Source organism: Streptomyces sediminimaris (assembly GCF_047049295.1).
In the GTDB taxonomy this organism is placed as follows: Bacteria; Actinomycetota; Actinomycetes; order Streptomycetales; family Streptomycetaceae; genus Streptomyces; species Streptomyces sediminimaris.
In genome coordinates, this window is the sequence record NZ_JBJWOT010000001.1 from 7,623,222 (window position 1) to 7,638,422 (window position 15,201).

17 protein-coding genes are annotated in these 15,201 nt (G+C 73.1%); 8 read left to right on the plus strand and 9 right to left on the minus strand.

What is annotated here, in order from left to right:
• Nucleotides 1–162: 162 nt before the first annotated feature.
• The 4 genes from ACJ9NR_RS34930 (at nt 163) to ACJ9NR_RS34945 (ending at nt 3,630) form a co-directional block, all read left to right on the plus strand.
• On the plus strand, nt 163–783 hold the full coding sequence (locus ACJ9NR_RS34930; protein WP_412490665.1) for a hemerythrin domain-containing protein: 621 nt from the start codon (nt 163–165) through the stop codon (nt 781–783).
• 147 nt (nt 784–930) lie between these two features.
• Nucleotides 931–1,176: a hypothetical protein gene (locus tag ACJ9NR_RS34935; protein ID WP_275771916.1), complete on the plus strand. Its 246-nt coding sequence runs from the start codon at nt 931–933 to the stop codon at nt 1,174–1,176.
• A 3-nt stretch (nt 1,177–1,179) separates the two neighbouring features.
• A complete protein-coding gene (locus ACJ9NR_RS34940; protein WP_412490664.1) occupies nt 1,180–1,557 on the plus strand; it encodes a toxin Doc in 378 nt (125 codons plus the stop codon).
• 456 nt (nt 1,558–2,013) lie between these two features.
• Nucleotides 2,014–3,630, plus strand: a complete 1,617-nt coding sequence (locus ACJ9NR_RS34945) for an RICIN domain-containing protein (RefSeq protein ID WP_412490663.1) — start codon at nt 2,014–2,016, stop codon at nt 3,628–3,630.
• A 20-nt stretch (nt 3,631–3,650) separates the two neighbouring features.
• Here ACJ9NR_RS34945 and ACJ9NR_RS34950 read toward each other — a convergent pair whose 3' ends face one another.
• The 3 genes from ACJ9NR_RS34950 to ACJ9NR_RS34960 all read right to left on the minus strand — a co-directional run bounded on the left by ACJ9NR_RS34950 (nt 3,651) and on the right by ACJ9NR_RS34960 (nt 6,575).
• The gene (locus tag ACJ9NR_RS34950; RefSeq protein ID WP_412490662.1) at nt 3,651–4,640 is read right to left on the minus strand and encodes a 2-hydroxyacid dehydrogenase; all 990 of its coding nucleotides are present in this window, start codon (nt 4,638–4,640) and stop codon (nt 3,651–3,653) included.
• A complete protein-coding gene (locus tag ACJ9NR_RS34955) occupies nt 4,637–5,806 on the minus strand; it encodes a lactate 2-monooxygenase (protein WP_412491822.1) in 1,170 nt (389 codons plus the stop codon). The genes ACJ9NR_RS34950 and ACJ9NR_RS34955 overlap by 4 nt, the downstream gene beginning before the upstream one ends.
• A gap of 73 nt (nt 5,807–5,879) precedes the next feature.
• Complete coding sequence (locus tag ACJ9NR_RS34960; RefSeq protein WP_412490661.1) at nt 5,880–6,575, minus strand: alpha/beta fold hydrolase; 696 nt, start codon at nt 6,573–6,575, stop codon at nt 5,880–5,882.
• A 104-nt stretch (nt 6,576–6,679) separates the two neighbouring features.
• Here ACJ9NR_RS34960 and ACJ9NR_RS34965 point away from each other — a divergent pair, with 104 nt between their 5' ends.
• Both ACJ9NR_RS34965 and ACJ9NR_RS34970 read left to right on the plus strand, forming a co-directional pair.
• Complete coding sequence (locus ACJ9NR_RS34965; RefSeq protein WP_412490660.1) at nt 6,680–7,150, plus strand: helix-turn-helix domain-containing protein; 471 nt, start codon at nt 6,680–6,682, stop codon at nt 7,148–7,150.
• Nucleotides 7,147–7,830 carry an IS630 family transposase gene (locus ACJ9NR_RS34970; protein ID WP_412490659.1) on the plus strand — a complete coding sequence of 228 codons (684 nt, stop codon included), beginning with the start codon at nt 7,147–7,149 and terminating at the stop codon, nt 7,828–7,830. The genes ACJ9NR_RS34965 and ACJ9NR_RS34970 overlap by 4 nt, the downstream gene beginning before the upstream one ends.
• Nucleotides 7,831–7,984: 154 nt before the next feature.
• Here the strand turns inward: ACJ9NR_RS34970 and abmR are convergent, their stop codons facing one another.
• A complete protein-coding gene (gene abmR / locus ACJ9NR_RS34975; protein WP_412490658.1) occupies nt 7,985–8,548 on the minus strand; it encodes an ATP-binding transcription factor AbmR in 564 nt (187 codons plus the stop codon).
• Nucleotides 8,549–8,871: 323 nt separating this feature from the next.
• On the opposite strand from abmR, the gene ACJ9NR_RS34980 reads away from it, so the two are divergent.
• Complete coding sequence (locus ACJ9NR_RS34980) at nt 8,872–9,306, plus strand: protease inhibitor (RefSeq protein WP_412490657.1); 435 nt, start codon at nt 8,872–8,874, stop codon at nt 9,304–9,306.
• Between the two features lie 258 nt (nt 9,307–9,564).
• On the opposite strand, the gene ACJ9NR_RS34985 is transcribed toward ACJ9NR_RS34980, so the two are convergent.
• Genes ACJ9NR_RS34985 through ACJ9NR_RS34995 form a run of 3 tightly spaced genes read right to left on the minus strand, consistent with a single transcriptional unit; the run spans nt 9,565 to nt 11,440 of the window.
• Entirely contained in the window at nt 9,565–9,762 is a 198-nt protein-coding gene (locus ACJ9NR_RS34985; protein WP_412490656.1) for a CDGSH iron-sulfur domain-containing protein, read from the minus strand.
• The gene (locus ACJ9NR_RS34990) at nt 9,743–10,426 is read right to left on the minus strand and encodes a HemK2/MTQ2 family protein methyltransferase (protein WP_412490655.1); all 684 of its coding nucleotides are present in this window, start codon (nt 10,424–10,426) and stop codon (nt 9,743–9,745) included. The genes ACJ9NR_RS34985 and ACJ9NR_RS34990 overlap by 20 nt, the downstream gene beginning before the upstream one ends.
• Nucleotides 10,427–11,440, minus strand: coding sequence for an iron-containing redox enzyme family protein (locus tag ACJ9NR_RS34995; RefSeq protein ID WP_412490654.1), 1,014 nt, complete (start codon nt 11,438–11,440; stop codon nt 10,427–10,429).
• Between the two features lie 74 nt (nt 11,441–11,514).
• Between ACJ9NR_RS34995 and ACJ9NR_RS35000 the strand changes: the two genes are divergently transcribed.
• Nucleotides 11,515–12,123, plus strand: a complete 609-nt coding sequence (locus tag ACJ9NR_RS35000) for a flavodoxin family protein (RefSeq protein ID WP_412490653.1) — start codon at nt 11,515–11,517, stop codon at nt 12,121–12,123.
• 261 nt (nt 12,124–12,384) lie between these two features.
• Here the strand turns inward: ACJ9NR_RS35000 and ACJ9NR_RS35005 are convergent, their stop codons facing one another.
• Together ACJ9NR_RS35005 and ACJ9NR_RS35010 are read right to left on the minus strand one after the other, a co-directional pair.
• Nucleotides 12,385–13,392: a Ppx/GppA family phosphatase gene (locus ACJ9NR_RS35005; RefSeq protein WP_412490652.1), complete on the minus strand. Its 1,008-nt coding sequence runs from the start codon at nt 13,390–13,392 to the stop codon at nt 12,385–12,387.
• A gap of 153 nt (nt 13,393–13,545) precedes the next feature.
• On the minus strand, nt 13,546–15,048 hold the full coding sequence (locus ACJ9NR_RS35010; protein WP_412490651.1) for an MFS transporter: 1,503 nt from the start codon (nt 15,046–15,048) through the stop codon (nt 13,546–13,548).
• Nucleotides 15,049–15,201 lie beyond the last annotated feature (153 nt).

Below are 15,201 nucleotides of genomic sequence, written 5' to 3' on the forward strand. Positions count from 1 at the left end.
CGGTGGCGCGCTTACTACTCCGAGGCCGGAGGGGGGCCGGTCTGTGACATCGCGGAGCCCTTATGTGACGTACGTCTCACCGAATCCCGCCCGCGTCACAGCCCACCGGCGCGCCGCCCTCTTGAACGGGAGTGAGAGATCCGAACGGGAAGAGGTCGTTCGATGACCGACAGTAAGCAGAAGGTGATCGACTTCACGCCGATGTACGCCTCCCACGACGCGTTCCGGCGCGACCTGGAGCGGCTGGCGGCGGCGGTCGCCGAAGGGCGGGCCGCCACGCCCGCGGTGCACGCAGGCTGGGAGAACTTCAAGCACCAGCTGCACATCCACCACACCGCCGAGGACGGCGAGCTGTGGCCGCGGGTACGGGAACGCGTCGCGGGGCGCCCCAGCGACCTCGCCCTGCTCGACGCGATGGAGGCGGAGCACTCCCGCATCGACCCGCTGCTCGCGGCGGTCGACGCCGCACTGGCCGGCCGGGCGGCCGAACTGCCGGATCTGGTACGGGCCCTGGGAGCCACCCTCGACGACCACCTCAAGCACGAGGAGGACAGCGCGCTGCCGCTGATGCGGGACGTCCTGACACCCGCCGACTGGGCCGGCTTCACCGGCCGGATGCGCCGGACGCAGGGCCTGCGCGGTGCCGCGCTGTTCGTACCGTGGATCACCGACGGGGCCCCGGCGGCGGACCGCGCCGCCTTCCTGGGAGCCCTGCCGCCGCCCGTCCGCGTGCTCAACCGCCTGTTCTGGGAGTCGGGTTACCGGCGCAAGGGCTTGTGGTGAGAGCCGGGGTGCGGTAGCGCGGGGCTGCGCCGTGCCGGGCGTCCGCCCCGGCGCGCCGCCCACACCGGCGGGTGCCGGAGGTACCGAGAGAAACAGCTGTGACCTGTGGGTATTTACGAGTAAGTACCACGGAGGTACCGTAAGGGCATGCCAGCCCTGAATGTCGAGTTCAGTGATCGTGAACTTGAGGACCTCCGGCAGATCGCCAAGGAACGCGGGACGTCGATGAAAGCGCTCGTGCGCGAGGCGGCCGCCGCGGACATAGCGCGGCACCGCGCCCTGCAGGAAGGCGCCGAGGCCTTCCGCCGGTTCTTCGCCTCCCACGCCGACGAGTTCGCGGCCGCCTTCCCGGACGACGAACCGGCCCACACCGGTGAGGGGCGGGTCGCCTGACCGATGGCACCCGTCATCCACATCGACGTGCCCTGGCTGCTGCAGCGCCACGAAGAGGTCCTGCCCGACCAGCCGACCGTCAACGACTTCTCCGCCCTGGTCGCCGCCGTCGCCCGCCACCGCGTCGACCCGCCGCGCCTCGGCGTGGACTCCGACCCCGCCTGGCGCGCCGCCGCCCTGCTGCACACCCTCGCCCTGCTGCGCCCCCTGCCGGCGGCCAACGCGCGCTTCGCCTGCGCGACCGCCGTCGCCTACATGTTCGTCAGCGGCGTCGGCATCGACCCGCCCTACGGCGCCCTGGTCGACCTGGCCCGCGATCTGATGTCCGCCAAGACCGACGTCTACGGCGCCGCCGACCGCCTGCGCTCCTGGCAGATCTGACCCGGTCGGGCCGAGGGCCGCCCGCCGGGCCGGTGCGGCGTGCCCCGGGGCCGCCGGCCGAGGGCGGGAGGAACAAGGCCGGCGGCCCGTGCGGCGCAGGAGAGCCGCCGTCCTGCGCGGGCCTCCGAGAAGGGCCGGTACACAGTCCACTACGGGGTGGCGCACGCCGGGAGCGTGCGCGGTGCTCCGGCGTGTGCGCCTGATTCACACGGGGCGCATGGAATGGGGAAAGCTCATGCGGCAGGCGTGAGTTGCCGCCGTATCTGACCAACTTTCAAAGATACGGATGTTGCCCGAGTGCCTTGTTGGTCATGAGCGTCCTGTGCCAGGGTGAACTACCCGTGCGGGGGGTGTAATGACCGGGTGTCGATCGCCCTATCCGAGACCGGGCCGAATGGACACACCTGAATTCACGCCCTCCTGTGTGTCTCTCGCGCGTGGGAAGGAATCCCCTCAGTGCCCACCCCCCACCCACCTCGCCCCCCTTACCCGCCGCCCGGCTCGGTTCCCGCAGAATCCGACGAGAACCTCGCCGCCCGGCTGAGGGGCCGCCCCGACGGCGAGGTGGCCCAGATCGTCGCGCTGCTCATGGCGCGGCACTGGCAGCCCGCCCGCGACTACGCGGCCGTGTGCCTCGCCTCCACGGCGGAGGTCGCCTCCATGGTGACGTCGGCCGCCTTCCACCAGGTCCTCGACCGGCTGGCGCTCGGCGAATCCGCGCTCGCGGTGCGTCCCCGGCTGCTGGTGGCCGTGCGGGACACGGTCCGCGTGTGGTCGGCGCAGGGCCGGATATCGGATGTCCTGCCGGAGCTGCAGAAACCCGCCGGTGGCCGCGGCATGCGCTCGGCGAAGTCCATGACGCCCGAAAATCGCAAGCTGGCCGAGCGTTCATTCGCCGGCCTTCCCGGGCTCTCGCGGTGTTTGCTCTGGCACGTCGAGGTCGAGGCGGAGTCCATTGCCGTTCCGGCCGGTCTGCTCGGTATGGACTCCGCGACCGCGTCGGCCGCACTCGAACAGGCGCGTGACAAATTCCGCGAAGGCTGTGTACAGGCCCACCGGGAACTCGCGCCGAGCAAGGACTGCCGGTTCTACAACCGCCTCCTCGACGTCCCGATTCGCCGCGGCGGCGCCCTGCTGCCGGATGTCCGCCAGCATCTGACGCAGTGCCGTTACTGCCGTTTCGCCGCCGAACAACTGAGCCATTTCGAGGGCGGGTTGGGCGTCCTCCTGGCCGAGGCCGTGCTCGGCTGGGGCGCCCGCCGCTATCTCGACTCCCGGCCCGGCCGGGCCGGGCAGGGGACACGCTCGCGCACGCGCGGCTCCGCGCGCCACGGCGGAGAACGCTCGCGCGTCCTGCCCCGGCTTCCCCTTGCCGTCCGCCGGCCCGCGGGCGTGCCGAGGAACTCGCGGGCGCTGCTGACCGGGGCGGGCGTCGCCTCGGCGGGGCTGCTTGTGACGGTGCTGCTGACCGGGCCGTTCTCGGGCGACGACGGCGCCGGCCCGGCCGCCTCCAGGAGCGCGGGCGGCGGCGGCCCGGCGCCGGGCGCGAGCGCCCAGCCGTCGCCGGGCACCGCCCAACTCCCCGGGATACCCGGGCGGTCCAGGCTGCGCAACGCGGGCGCCGGCCTCTGCCTCGACATCAGGGGCACCGTGCGGGCGGGGGCCGGCGCCGAACTGGCGACGTGCTCGGGCGTGCCCACCCAGCAGTGGTCGTACGACGGCGACGGGCTGCTGCGCAGCGCGGCGGACACCACGCTGTGCCTGGACTCGCACGTGGACGCCGGGGTGGTCGTTCTCGGCACCTGCGCCGCGGAGAAGGGCAGACGGGGCGGCGACGTACGCTACGACCTCACCGTGCAGGGGGAGTTGCTGCCCCGCTGGGACGAGCAGCTGGCCCTGGCCGCCACCGCCGCCGAACCGGGCGCCGACATCGTGGTCAAGGTCCGTGACCACTCCCCGGCGCAGCGCTGGCTGGCCGAATCCGCGACGACCGCCGACCCGGGCTCGCTGTCGATCACGGGGACCCGGACACCGGCGGTGCGGCCCGCGGAGCTGGCGGAGCGGATCTCCTGACCGGGTCCGGTCCGTGACCCTCAGCGGGCTCGGTTCACGACGTCCTCCGGCTCCCCGCCCGCCAGGAACCCGGTCACGTTGCGCACCGCGGCCAGTGCGATGCGGCCCAGCGTCTCGCGGGTCACGCCGCCGACGTGCGGGGAGAGCACCACGTTCGGGGCCCTGAGCAGGCGCAGGGCCGGGGTGGGCGGTTCGGGGTCGAAGACGTCGATGCCCGCCCCGGCCAGGGCGCCCTTCTCCAGCGCGTCCGCCAGGGCGTCCTGGTCGACGAGGGCGCCGCGCGCGGTGTTGACGACGAACGCCGTCGGCTTCAGGAGGGCGAGCCGTTCGGCGTCGAGCAGATGCCGGGTCGCGTCGGTGAGCGGCACGTGCAGGGAGACGTAGTCGGCCGTGCGCAGCAGCTCGTCGAGCGGGACGCGGCGGGCTCCGCCCAGCCGGGCCTCCGTCTCCTCGGGCAGCCCGCGGCGGGCGGCGTAGACGACGCTCATGTCGAACGCGACCGCGCGGCGGGCGACTTCCCGCCCGATGGTGCCGGGCCCGACGATGCCGAGCGTCTTGCCGCACAGCTCGGTCAGGGAGCGCCGGAGGCGCGGGAGTGCCCAGTCCGCCTCGGCGAGCGCGGTGTGCGCCGGGACCAGCTGCTTGGCCAGCGCGAGCATCAGCGCGAAGGTCTGCTCGGCCACGTTCCGCGCCTCGGCGCCGCTGGAGCCGATGGTGGCGACCCGCACCCCGCGGGCCCGGGCGGCGTCCACGTCGACGTAGTCGAAGCCGTGGCTCGCGCACTGCACCAGCGCCAGGTCGGGCGCGGCGGCGAGGTGGCCGGCGGTCACGGGGGCGAGCGCGGTGATGATCACGTGGGTCCTGCGCAGGGCCTCCGGGTCCTCGCCGGCCGCCTCGACGACGGTGACGTCCGCCCCGTCGGGGAAGAGGGCGGCGAGCCCGGCACCGGCGGCGCGGCCGCCGACGTGCGGGGCGACGACCGCGAGCACGTGGGCGGGGCCGGCGGTCATACGGGTTCCTCGACGAGGTCGGCGGGGCCCACCGTGGCGGGGGTGGCGTGCCCGGACAGGGCGAGCGTGAGGTCCAGCTCCGCGAGCAGACAGCGGATCACGTGCTCGACGCCCGGCTGCCCGTCGAGCCCGAGCCCGTACACGTACGGCCGCCCGAGCAGTACCGCCCGCGCGCCGAGCGCGAGGGCCTTGAAGACGTCGTCGCCGGTGCGGACGCCGCTGTCGAAGAGGACCGCCAGCCGGTCGCCGACCGCCTCCACCACCCGCGGCAGGGCGTCCGCGGCCGCGACGGAACCGGCCACCTGACGGCCGCCGTGGTTGGAGACGACCACGCCGTCCATCCCGGCGTCGGCGGCGAGCCGGGCGTCGTCCGGGTGCAGGACGCCCTTCAGGACGATCGGGCCGTCCCAGTTCTCGCGCAGGAACGCCAGGTCCGGCCAGCTCTTGCCGGGGTCGGAGAACATGCCGACGAAGTGCATCACGGCCGCGTTCGGATCCTCGTGCACCGGCTTGGCCAGGCCGGCCCGGAAGGCCGGGTCGGAGAAGTAGTTGGCGGTGCCGACGCCGTGCAGGAAGGGGAGGTAGGCCTGGTCGAGATCGCGGGGCCGCCAGGACAGCAGCGGCGTGTCGAGGGTGACGACCAGCGCGGTGAACCCGGCGGCCCGCGCGCGGCCGAGGAAGCTGCGGGCCACCTCGACGTCCTTCGGCCAGTAGAGCTGGAACCAGCGCTCGCCGTCGCCCATGGCCCGGGCCACCTCCTCCATCGGCGTGCTGGACGCCGAGGACAGGATGTAGGGCACTCCCTGCGCGGCGGCGGCCCGGGCGGCGGCCGGTTCGGCGTCCGGGTGCATGATCGACAGCACACCGACGGGCGCCAGCGCCAGCGGGGCGGGCAGGGCGCGGCCGAGCACCTCGACGGACAGGTCCCGCTCGTGCACGTCCCGCAGCATCCGCGGCACGATCCGCCGCCGCTCGAGCGCGGCCCGGTTCGCGCGCGCGGTGCTGCCGTCGCCCGCGCTGCCCGCGACGTAACCGACGGGGCCGGGACCGAGGCGCCGCTCGGCCAGCTCCTCCAGCCGGGTCAGATCGGTGGGCAGCCGCGGCACGGCGCCCGTCATCCCGTTGAGATAGATCTCGTACTGGAAGTCAGCCCAGTGCCTGGCCATGCCGTGGTCCCGCCTCTCGTCGCTGAGAACGCGCTGCACGCTGACCATACCGGCCGGTAGGTCGGGTGGGGGATCAGGGTCCGACGGCCGCTTCGCACAGGACGCGGACCAGCTCCCGTGGCCGGGAGAACATGGGCCAGTGACCGGTGTCCATCTCCACCAGCTCCCACCGCTCGCTCCTGAGGTGCCCGGTCACGTCGTCGCTCGGCTCGGGCCAGTCCAGCAGGCACTTGACGTAGGTGGCCGGCAGTTCGGCGGGGGAGCGGGTCAGGACGGCCGGCTCGGTGAGCGAGGCGCCCGGATGAGGGGTCGCGCCGCGTACGATCCGGCCGATCTGCTCCTCCGTGAGGCCCTGGCCCTCGAGGTCCCGCGCCGAGAAGGGCGGCCAGAAGCCGCCGTTCTCCTCGATCGCCGCGCGCACCCCGCCGCTGTCCCAGCCCCACAGGAACGACCTGCCGTCCGCGGGGACACTCGCGTCGACGTAGACCACCCGCGCCAGCCGGTCGCCGATCCGCTCCGCCGCCTGCCCCACGGGTATCCCGGAGTAGCTGTGCCCGACCAGGACGACGTCGCGCAGATCGCGCCGCTCCACCTCGTCGACGATGTCGCGCACGTGCGTCTGCTGCCCGGCGGGTACGCCCCGCTTCTCGGCCAGGCCGGACAGGGTCAGGGCATGCGCCCCGTGCCCGGCCGCCCGCAGCCCGGGCACCACGTCCTCCCAGGCCCACGCCCCCAGCTTGGCACCCGCCACCAGAACGAATTCAGTCATGGCCGCAACCTAGTAGATCGTCGCGGCTAAGTGTTGTTCTGGTTGGTGGAGTTGGGGTCGGGCAAGCTCCTCTTGTCGCTTCCGTTCGGCCGGGCAGGGGTGCCGTGTCCTCGCAGAAGAAGTATCCGGTTGCGTTGAGTGCCGAAGATCGTCAGGCGTTGGTGCGCGTGACGACGACGGGGGTCCGCAGCGCGTCGATGATCAGGCGGGCACGGGTGCTGCTCGCGTTGGACACGTCGGTCGGCGACGTCGATCCGCGGGCGGTGATCGCGGAGCGGGTCGGGGTCTCGTGCGAGTCGGTCCGCCTGATCTCGAAGCGGTACGCGCAGACCGGCGGCGATGTGCGGGCCACGGTCGGCCGGAAGGAACGCGCATGCCCGCCGGTGCCCTCCTTGGTGACCGGCGAGGTCGAGGCGAGGCTGATCGCGCTCGCCTGCTCGGCGCCGCCCAAGGGACACGCCCGGTGGTCGCTGCGACTGCTGGAAAAGCACGTCGCGCTGGTCGAGGACATCCCGGATCTGGCCCACTCCACGATCGGCCGGGTGTTAAAAAAACGGAACTGCGTCCTCACGTGAAGAAGTACTGGACCATCCCGCCCGCTGCGAATGCGGCCTTCGCCGCGGCGATGGAGGACGTCCTGGCGGTCTACCGCCGCCCCTTCGATCCGGCCCGCCCGGTGGTGTGCATGGACGAGAAGCCGTACCAGCTGCTCGGCCACGTCCGCGATCCGCTTCCCGCGCGGCCGGGCCGTGACCGGCGCGAGGACAACGAGTACGTCCGCTCGGGGACCTGCTCGATCTTCTGCTGGGTCGAGCCACTGCGCGGATGGCGGCGCGTGGACGCCCGGCCCCGCCGGACCAGGGTCGACTGGGCGCACCAGGTCGAGCACCTCCTGACCGTGGACTACCCCGACGCCACCACGGTCGTGCTGGTGATGGACAACCTCAACACCCACACCACCGCCTCGCTCTACGAGGCGTTCGACCCGGCAAAGGCCTTCGCGCTGGCCCAGCGCCTGGAGATCCACCACACCCCCAAACACGGGTCCTGGCTCAACATCGCCGAGATCGAGCTCTCCGCCCTCACCCGCCAGTGCCTGGACCGCCGCATCGACGACCTCGCCGTGCTCAACACCGAACTCGCCGCCTGGCAGCAGCACACCAACAGCAACCAGCGCCACGTCGACTGGCACTTCACCACCGACGACGCACGCGTGAAACTACGCCACCTCTACCCAACCACACAGCAAAATTAAGCCGCGACGATCTACTAGTGCCGCAACAGGCAACGTTCGCCTCGTCGCGACGCCCGGCACGCCGAGAGCACGCACCGGACGCCGCTCCTTGACGGGCGAACGTTGCCTGCCGAGGCACTAGCCGACGGCACTGACGGCGCCCCCGGCCCCGCCGTCACTCGTCGTCGGCCGGGGCCTGCGGCGCGGCGTCGGCCGGCTCGCTGTCCGGGCCCTGGGCCCGCACCCGCTGGACGTGTTCGAGGGATTCCCGCAGTTCGGTGAGCCAGTCGTCGGCGTGACGCCGGACCAGGCGCACGCACCAGGCGAGCGCGTCACTGCGGCTGCGGGCGACGCCGCCGGCCATGAGGGTGTCCAGGACCTGGCGCTCGGGCTGGCGCAGCCGGGTCATCACGGGCGCGGCGACGTGGGTGAACAGGGCGCGCTCGCCCCCGCACTCCACCCCCCAGGAGACCTTCCGGCCGAACCGGTGCTCGGCCTCGCGGGCCACCTCCACGCGCGCCTCCCGGGTGCGCTCCCGGAACTCCTGGATCCGCCCCTGGACCGCGGACTCCCGCTCCGCGCCGGAGGCGCCCTCGGCGAGCCGGGGTTCGGGGATGCGGCCGATCACGGTGATCTCCTCCCGGTCGACCGTGAGCTCGGTCAGCTCCTCGAAGAGATCCTCGGGGACGCGGCCGGTGAACCAGCCGCGCAGCTTCTCTCGCTGTTCTGTCGTAATCATGTAATAACGATTACGCGCACAGGTCATGAACACAAGGGGAGCGGAAGGAGTCAGCCGAGAGCTCAACCGGAATGTTTCAGGCCTATTAATGAAGCGCCGAAAATCGGCCAGCGGGTTGCTCCGGGCGATCAAGCGCCGCTCAACCCCGGGGCCCGCGCGTTCGAATTCCGTGACTTCGCGCCACTGATTGAATACAGAATGTTACTGAAACGCGTGGGGTCGAGGTGTTTTTCCGCGGCGGAGTCGGCAGACTCGCGCTCGCCGGTCCGGCACCCATCCGGAAGCGTCCGGCACACCCTCGAACCAGCGGAAGGATGCACACGATGCGGAACACCGCACGCTGGGCGGCGACCCTCGCTCTGACGGCCACCGCCGTCTGCGGACCCCTCACCGGCGCCGCCCTCGCCGACCAGGCCCCCGCCCCCGCCTCGCTCTACGCCCCCTCGGCCCTGGTGCTCACCGTCGGCCACGGCGAGAGCGCCGCCACCGCGACGCCGCAGCGCGCCGTCACCCTGAGTTGTGCCCCGACGCCCTCCGGCACCCATCCGGCGCCCGCCCGGGCCTGTGCCGAACTGCGCGGTGTCGGGGGCGACGTCAGCGCCCTGACGGCGAGGGACGACGTGTGGTGCACCAAGCAGTACGACCCGGTCGTGGTGACGGTGGACGGCGTCTGGCAGGGCAGACGGGTCTCCTACGAGCAGACCTTCGCCAACGGGTGCGTGAAGAACTCCTACCTCAGCAGCGTCTTCACGTTCTGATGGACCGGGGTCGCGGAGTTCCCGTGGGCGTCCGAAGCGGTTCGCAGCTGGGGAGTGCGAGTCCTTCGCCGCGGGTACCCGCCGATCCCGCCCCAGGAGCCGGCAGGGCGGAGTGGGGCCGCCCGCCGGCTTCCTGGGTCACGTCCGCCCCTCCCCGGGGAGTGCGGGGAGGGGCGGAAACCCTCGCGCGGCCCCGGCCGGCCGTGCGACTCCGCGGCGGTCCGGCCGGCGTCGCCTCCGGCGCACCGCGTTGTGCCGCTATCCGCGGTCGCGGTGGCTGGTGTCGCACCAGGGGAAGCGGCGGCTGCGGCGGCAGGTGCACAGTGCGACCCGGAAACGGTCGGAGCGGACCGTGCTGCCGTCCTCCAGTTCCACCTCGACCGGTCCCTCCACGAGCAGCGGGCCCCGGCGCTGGACCCTGACGCGGCGCGCGGGCTCAGACGGGGAGTTCGGCACGGACGACCACCAGCTCTTCCTTCTCCTCGGACTCCTCGGAAGCGGACACAAGACCCCGTCCGCGCAGCCACTCCGCACGCGAGCGCAGCACCGGGCCGAACGTGATCCGGCGGCGGCGCGTCACGGCCGCCTTCAGCCCGGCGTCGCGCAGGCGGCCGAGCGTCCGGTCGGGGTCGCTGAGCGCCGAGTGGACCATCAGCAGGACACCGCCCGGCCGCAGCAGGCCCGGGACCTCCCGGCAGATCCGGTCCAGCACCAGGCGGCCGTCGTGGCCCGCGTCCCAGGCGCGGGCCGCGCTGTGCGGGCGGACACGGACGGAGGGCGCAGGCACGTACGGCGGGTTGGACAGGATCAGGTCGAACGACTGGCCCCGCACCGGCGCGAACAGGTTCCCCTGCCGGATGTGCACCGGCAGACCGGCCAGCCGGGCGTTCACGCGAGCGGTCCACACCGCTCGCCACGAGAGGTCGATCGCGGTCACGCGGGTGCCGCGCCGCGCGGCCGCGAGCGCCAGCGCCCCGGTTCCGGTGCCCACGTCGAGAACGTGCGCGCCCGGTGGAAGCGGCTCTTCGGACAGGGCTCCGGCCAAGAGGTCTGTGTCGTCCTGCGGGGCGTACACGCCCGGCGTCACCAGTGGTCTCACCCGGCACAGGTACCCCGGCATTCAAGAAATAAAGGAAATTCCGGAAGAGGCGGGCGCCCGCAGCGACGACCTCCCCGCGCGCCAGTCCCCGAGCAGCCGGGCGCCGAGGCGGTCCTCGGTGTACCCGGTGGCGTCGATGCCGAAGACCACGTCGGACGCCAGGTGCGGCTGGTCGGCCAGCAGACCGTCGATGACCTCGTGGCGTACGACCTGTTCGTGCACCGCGTCGGCCTCGACGTGCTCGTCGTAGAAGTGCTCGGCGGCCCGCCCCGCGCCCGTGCGGCGCATCGCCTCGGCGAGCCGCCGCGATCCGGGCGAGGAGGTGATCTCGACCGCCGCGAAGTGGCCGACCAGCGCGCCCCGCAGCGACCGGTGCAGCCCGAACAGGGACATCAGGTTGACCGTGGCGAGCGTCTCCGCGCTCGCGGCGTCGAGATAGCGGCCGTACGTCGAATCCAGGCCGAGGTCCGTCATCAGGTCGGCGAACAGGCGGGCGTGCATCCGGTCGGCGCGGCCGCCGCCGAACTCGTCGAACTCCACCGCCGCCATGGCCGCCTTGGCGCGGCCCGTGAGCCGCGGCAGCGCCCAGGCATGCGGGTCGGCCTCCTTCAGGTGGTACAGCGAGCGCTGCGCGGCGTACTCGCGCAGCTGCCACAACTCGCCCTCGTCGCGCAGGAAATGGGTGACGCCGCTGCCGTCGACGGGTTCCACGAGCAGCTCGGAGACCGCGTCCTCGACGGTGTCGTGCACCGGGGTGTCCGCGCGCAGGGCGGTCAGGAAGCGGTGCTCCAGCGCCGCCCGGGTGCGCAGCAGGTCGGGGTCCCACTCGTGGTCGGCGCTGACGCCCGCGAAGCCGCGGTAGTGCAGTTCGTAGCAGAGGTAGAGGGCGAGCTGGAGGTCGTCGCCGTAGGCGCCCGCCGCCGCCACCTCCTCGGGGCGCGGCAGCGGACCGGCGCCGAGCAGGTGGTCCTTGACGGCGGCCGAGACCGGCCCCCGGGGGGCCGGCAGCCGCGGGGCTTGGTGGTCCTGCGTCATGCGGGCCGGGTACCCGGGCGGCGGTGGGCCATCCACCGCGTGCGGCCGGACGGAAGGGGGTACTCCGAGTCGGCATGAAGGCACTGGTGATCAACTGCACTCTGAAACCGTCCCCCGACCCCTCTAACACAGAGGCCCTCGCCCGCGTCGTCGTCGAGGCGCTGGAGAAGGACGGCGTGGGCGTCGACGTCGTCCGTGCCGTCGATCTGGACATCGCCCCCGGTGTGACCAGCGAAGCGGTGCGTGAGGGCGATGCCTGGCCGGGCGTCCACGACAGGCTGCTGGAGGCGGAGATCCTCGTGGTGGCCTCGCCGACCTGGCTCGGCAGGCCCTCCTCCGTCGCCCAGAGGGTGCTGGAGCGGATGGACGCGATGATGTCCGAGACCGACGGCCAGGGGCGGCCCGTGGCCTACAACCGCGTCGCCGGTGTGGTCGTCACCGGCAACGAGGACGGCGCACACCACGTGATCAGCGAGATCTCGGGCGGGCTCGAGGACATCGGCTACACGATCCCCGGCCAGGCCTGGACCTACTGGCATCTCGGCCCCGGCCCGGGCCCCGACTACCTCGACGAGGAGCGGGGCCGTGAGTGGTCGCACAGCACGGGCCGGGCCATGGCCGCCAACCTGTACGGAGTCGCACGCGCCCTGGCCGAGCGGCCGTTGGGGGCGCCCCCGGGCTGACCTGCCCGGCCGGCCCGGGGACACCCCTTCGCTCCCCCTCGGTCTGTTCCCGGGCCGGCTCCGGTGCTGGGCGTGACCGCCTCGCCGGCCTCGCCGCCGGGGTGCTGCTCCCGACAGGGGTGCGCCGGGGCGCGTGTCTGCGCGTCCTCGAACGCGTGGAGGATCCCGCCCAGGGCCGAGTCGTGGGTGTTGCCGGTGTGCTTGGCGTCGTCGGACATGAGGGCTCCTTCCTCGCTTCAGGTGGCCGCGGCCGCGAGCGCTTCAGGTGGCCGCGGCCGCGAGGCGCAGCCGCACCGGGTCCGGGGGAGTGGCCGCTTCGTTGAGGCGGGTGATCTCCGCCCACCAGGACGCGCCGTCCTCGATGTGGCGCAGCAGCACCCCCTCGCGGATCGCCCACGGGCAGATGCTGACCGTCTTCAGGCCCGTCAGCTTCAGCGCGGTGTGCCCGACCACGGCGCCGGCCAGGCTCTGCCGGGCGCGGGGTGCGGAGATGCCGGGCAGCCGGGCGCGTTCGGCGACCGGCAGAGCGGCCAGCCGGCCGATCGCCTCGCGCAGGTCCGCGCGGTGCAACTGCCGCTCCCGGAACGGGCCGTGACGCCCGGGCGACGCCCCGCAGAGCCGCCCCAGCTGCTGGAACGTACGGGAGGTGACCACCGCGGTGCGCGGCCCCTCCCAGCGGATCCGCGCCGCCACGTCCCGCAGCTGGTGCCGCACCCTGCGGCGCAGGGCCCGCACCTGCTCGGGCGCGGGCGGGCCGTCGCCGGGGAGGAACTCATGGGTCAGCCGGCCCGCACCGAGCGGCAGCGAGGCCACGAAGTCCGGCATCCGGCCGCGTCCGAAGGCCACCTCGAGGGAGCCGCCGCCGATGTCCAGCAGGGCCAGCGGTCCCGACCGCCAGCCCATCCAGCGCCGCGCCCCGAGGAACGTCAGCTCGGCCTCCAGCTCGCCCGGCAGCGTGCACAGCGCGACGCCGGTCCGCGACCGTACGGCGCGCAGCACCTCCTGCCGGTTCGGGGCGGCGCGCACCACGGCGGTCGCGAAGGCCAGCGGACCGGCCGCACCCCAGCGGGTCGCGGTCCGGCTCGCCTCCGCGACCGCCTCGACCAGCCGCTCCACCGCCTCTTCGGGGATGTCGCAGCCCGGCTCCACCCGCTCGCTCAGCCGCAGCCGCCACTTCGCGGTGTGCACCGGCAGCGGCACCCCGCCCTCGGCGTCCGCGACCACCAGCCGGACCGTGTTCGATCCCACGTCCACCACGCTGATTCTCATGGCCCGGTGGGTACCCCGCTGCGGACGCACACACGCACACACGGGGCTGCCGGCGGGGCGGCGGAGCCGCTCGGGAAGGCCGGGCAGGAGGAGGGGGCCGCCGTCTCCCTGCGGACGGCGGCCCCGGGACCGGTGCGGCTCGGGTCCCCCGGATCACATGTGGACGACGGGCGCGGCGTCCTCGTGCTGCTCCGGCACACCGCGGCGGTAGAGCAGGAAGGCGATCAGGGCACCGGCGGCGAACAGGCCGGCCGACCACCAGAAGGCCGTGGTGTAGCTCTCGATCGTCGCCTGGGCCCGGACCAGCTTGTCGGCCGGGTTGCGGCCGGCCAGGTAGTCGGTGGCGGCGCTCGCGGCCAGGGTGTTCAGCAGGGCCGTACCGATCGAACCGCCCACCTGCTGCATGGCGTTGACCGTGGCCGAGGCGACGCCCGCGTCCTCGGCGGCCACTCCGCCGGTGGCCAGCTGCATGGCCGCCGGCATCACCAGGCCGAGTCCGGCACCGGTGACGATCAGCTGCGGCAGTACCGCGCCGACGTAGCTGGAGCCGACGCCGATCCCGGTCAGCCAGGCCATGCCGGCCGCCGCGATCGCGAAGCCCAGCGGGACGACCGCCTTCGGCCCGATCCGCGGCACCAGGACGGTGGTGCCGAGCTGCGCGGCCACCATCAGCGCGCCGACCATGGGCAGGAACGCCACACCGGTCCTGGTGGGGCTGAAGCCGAGGTTGAGCTGGAGATAGTAGGTGAGGAAGAGGAAGACCCCGAACATGCCTCCGGCGGAGATCAGCACGGCGAGGAACGAGGCGGCCCGGTTGCGGTCGAGCAGGATGCGCAGCGGCAGCAGCGGGTGCGTGGCCCGGGTCTGCCACCGGGCGAAGGCGGCCAGCAGCAGGCCACCGGCGATCAGGAAGCCCCAGGTCAGCGGGGAGCCCCAGTCGTGCGTCTCGGCGTTGGAGAAGCCGTAGACGAGGGAGAACAGACCGGCGGCGACGAGCACCGTGCCCGGCACGTCCAGCTTCGCGCTCTCGTCGTCGCGGTGGTTGGTCAGCAGCAGCCAGCCGCCCACGAAGGCGAAGACGGCGATCAGCACGTTCACGTACAGCGTCCAGCGCCAGTCGAAGGCGTCGGTCAGCACGCCGCCGAGCAGCAGGCCCACCGCGCCACCGGCGCCGGCGATGGCGCCGTAGACGCTGAAGGCCCGCGCCCGCTCGCGGGCGTCGGTGAACGTGGTGTTGAGCAGGGAGAGCGCGGCCGGGGCGAGCAGCGCGCCGAAGGCACCCTGCAGGGCGCGCGCGGTGACCAGCATGCCGAATCCGGTGGCGGCGCCGCCGAGCGCGGAGACCCCGGCGAAGCCGACGACTCCTATCAGGAAGGCGGTCTTGCGGCCGAACAGGTCGGCGATGCGGCCGCCGAGCAGCAGCAGGGAGGCGAAGGCCAGGGCGTAGGCGGTGACGATCCACTGCCGGTTGCCGTCGGAGAAGCCGAGGTCGGCCTGGGCCGAGGGCAGGGCGATGTTCACGATGGTGGCGTCGAGCACCACCATCAGCTGCGCCAGGGCGATGACCGCGAGGATCCACCACCGCTTGGTCGACGCCTCGGGCGGCGCCTCGGCGGCACCGTGCCGGGTGCCGTCGGACAAGGTCTTCTGGGACATGGCAGAACCACTCCAGGGAAGTCGTTCGGGAATCGCGGGGAGTTTCTAAACGAAACTGTTTCGTACACGTCGAGCCTAAAGGACTCCCATCGAAACGGCAACGTTTCGCTGGGGGTGGTGACGAACGTCATGCACGCCCTGACCGCGCGCCCT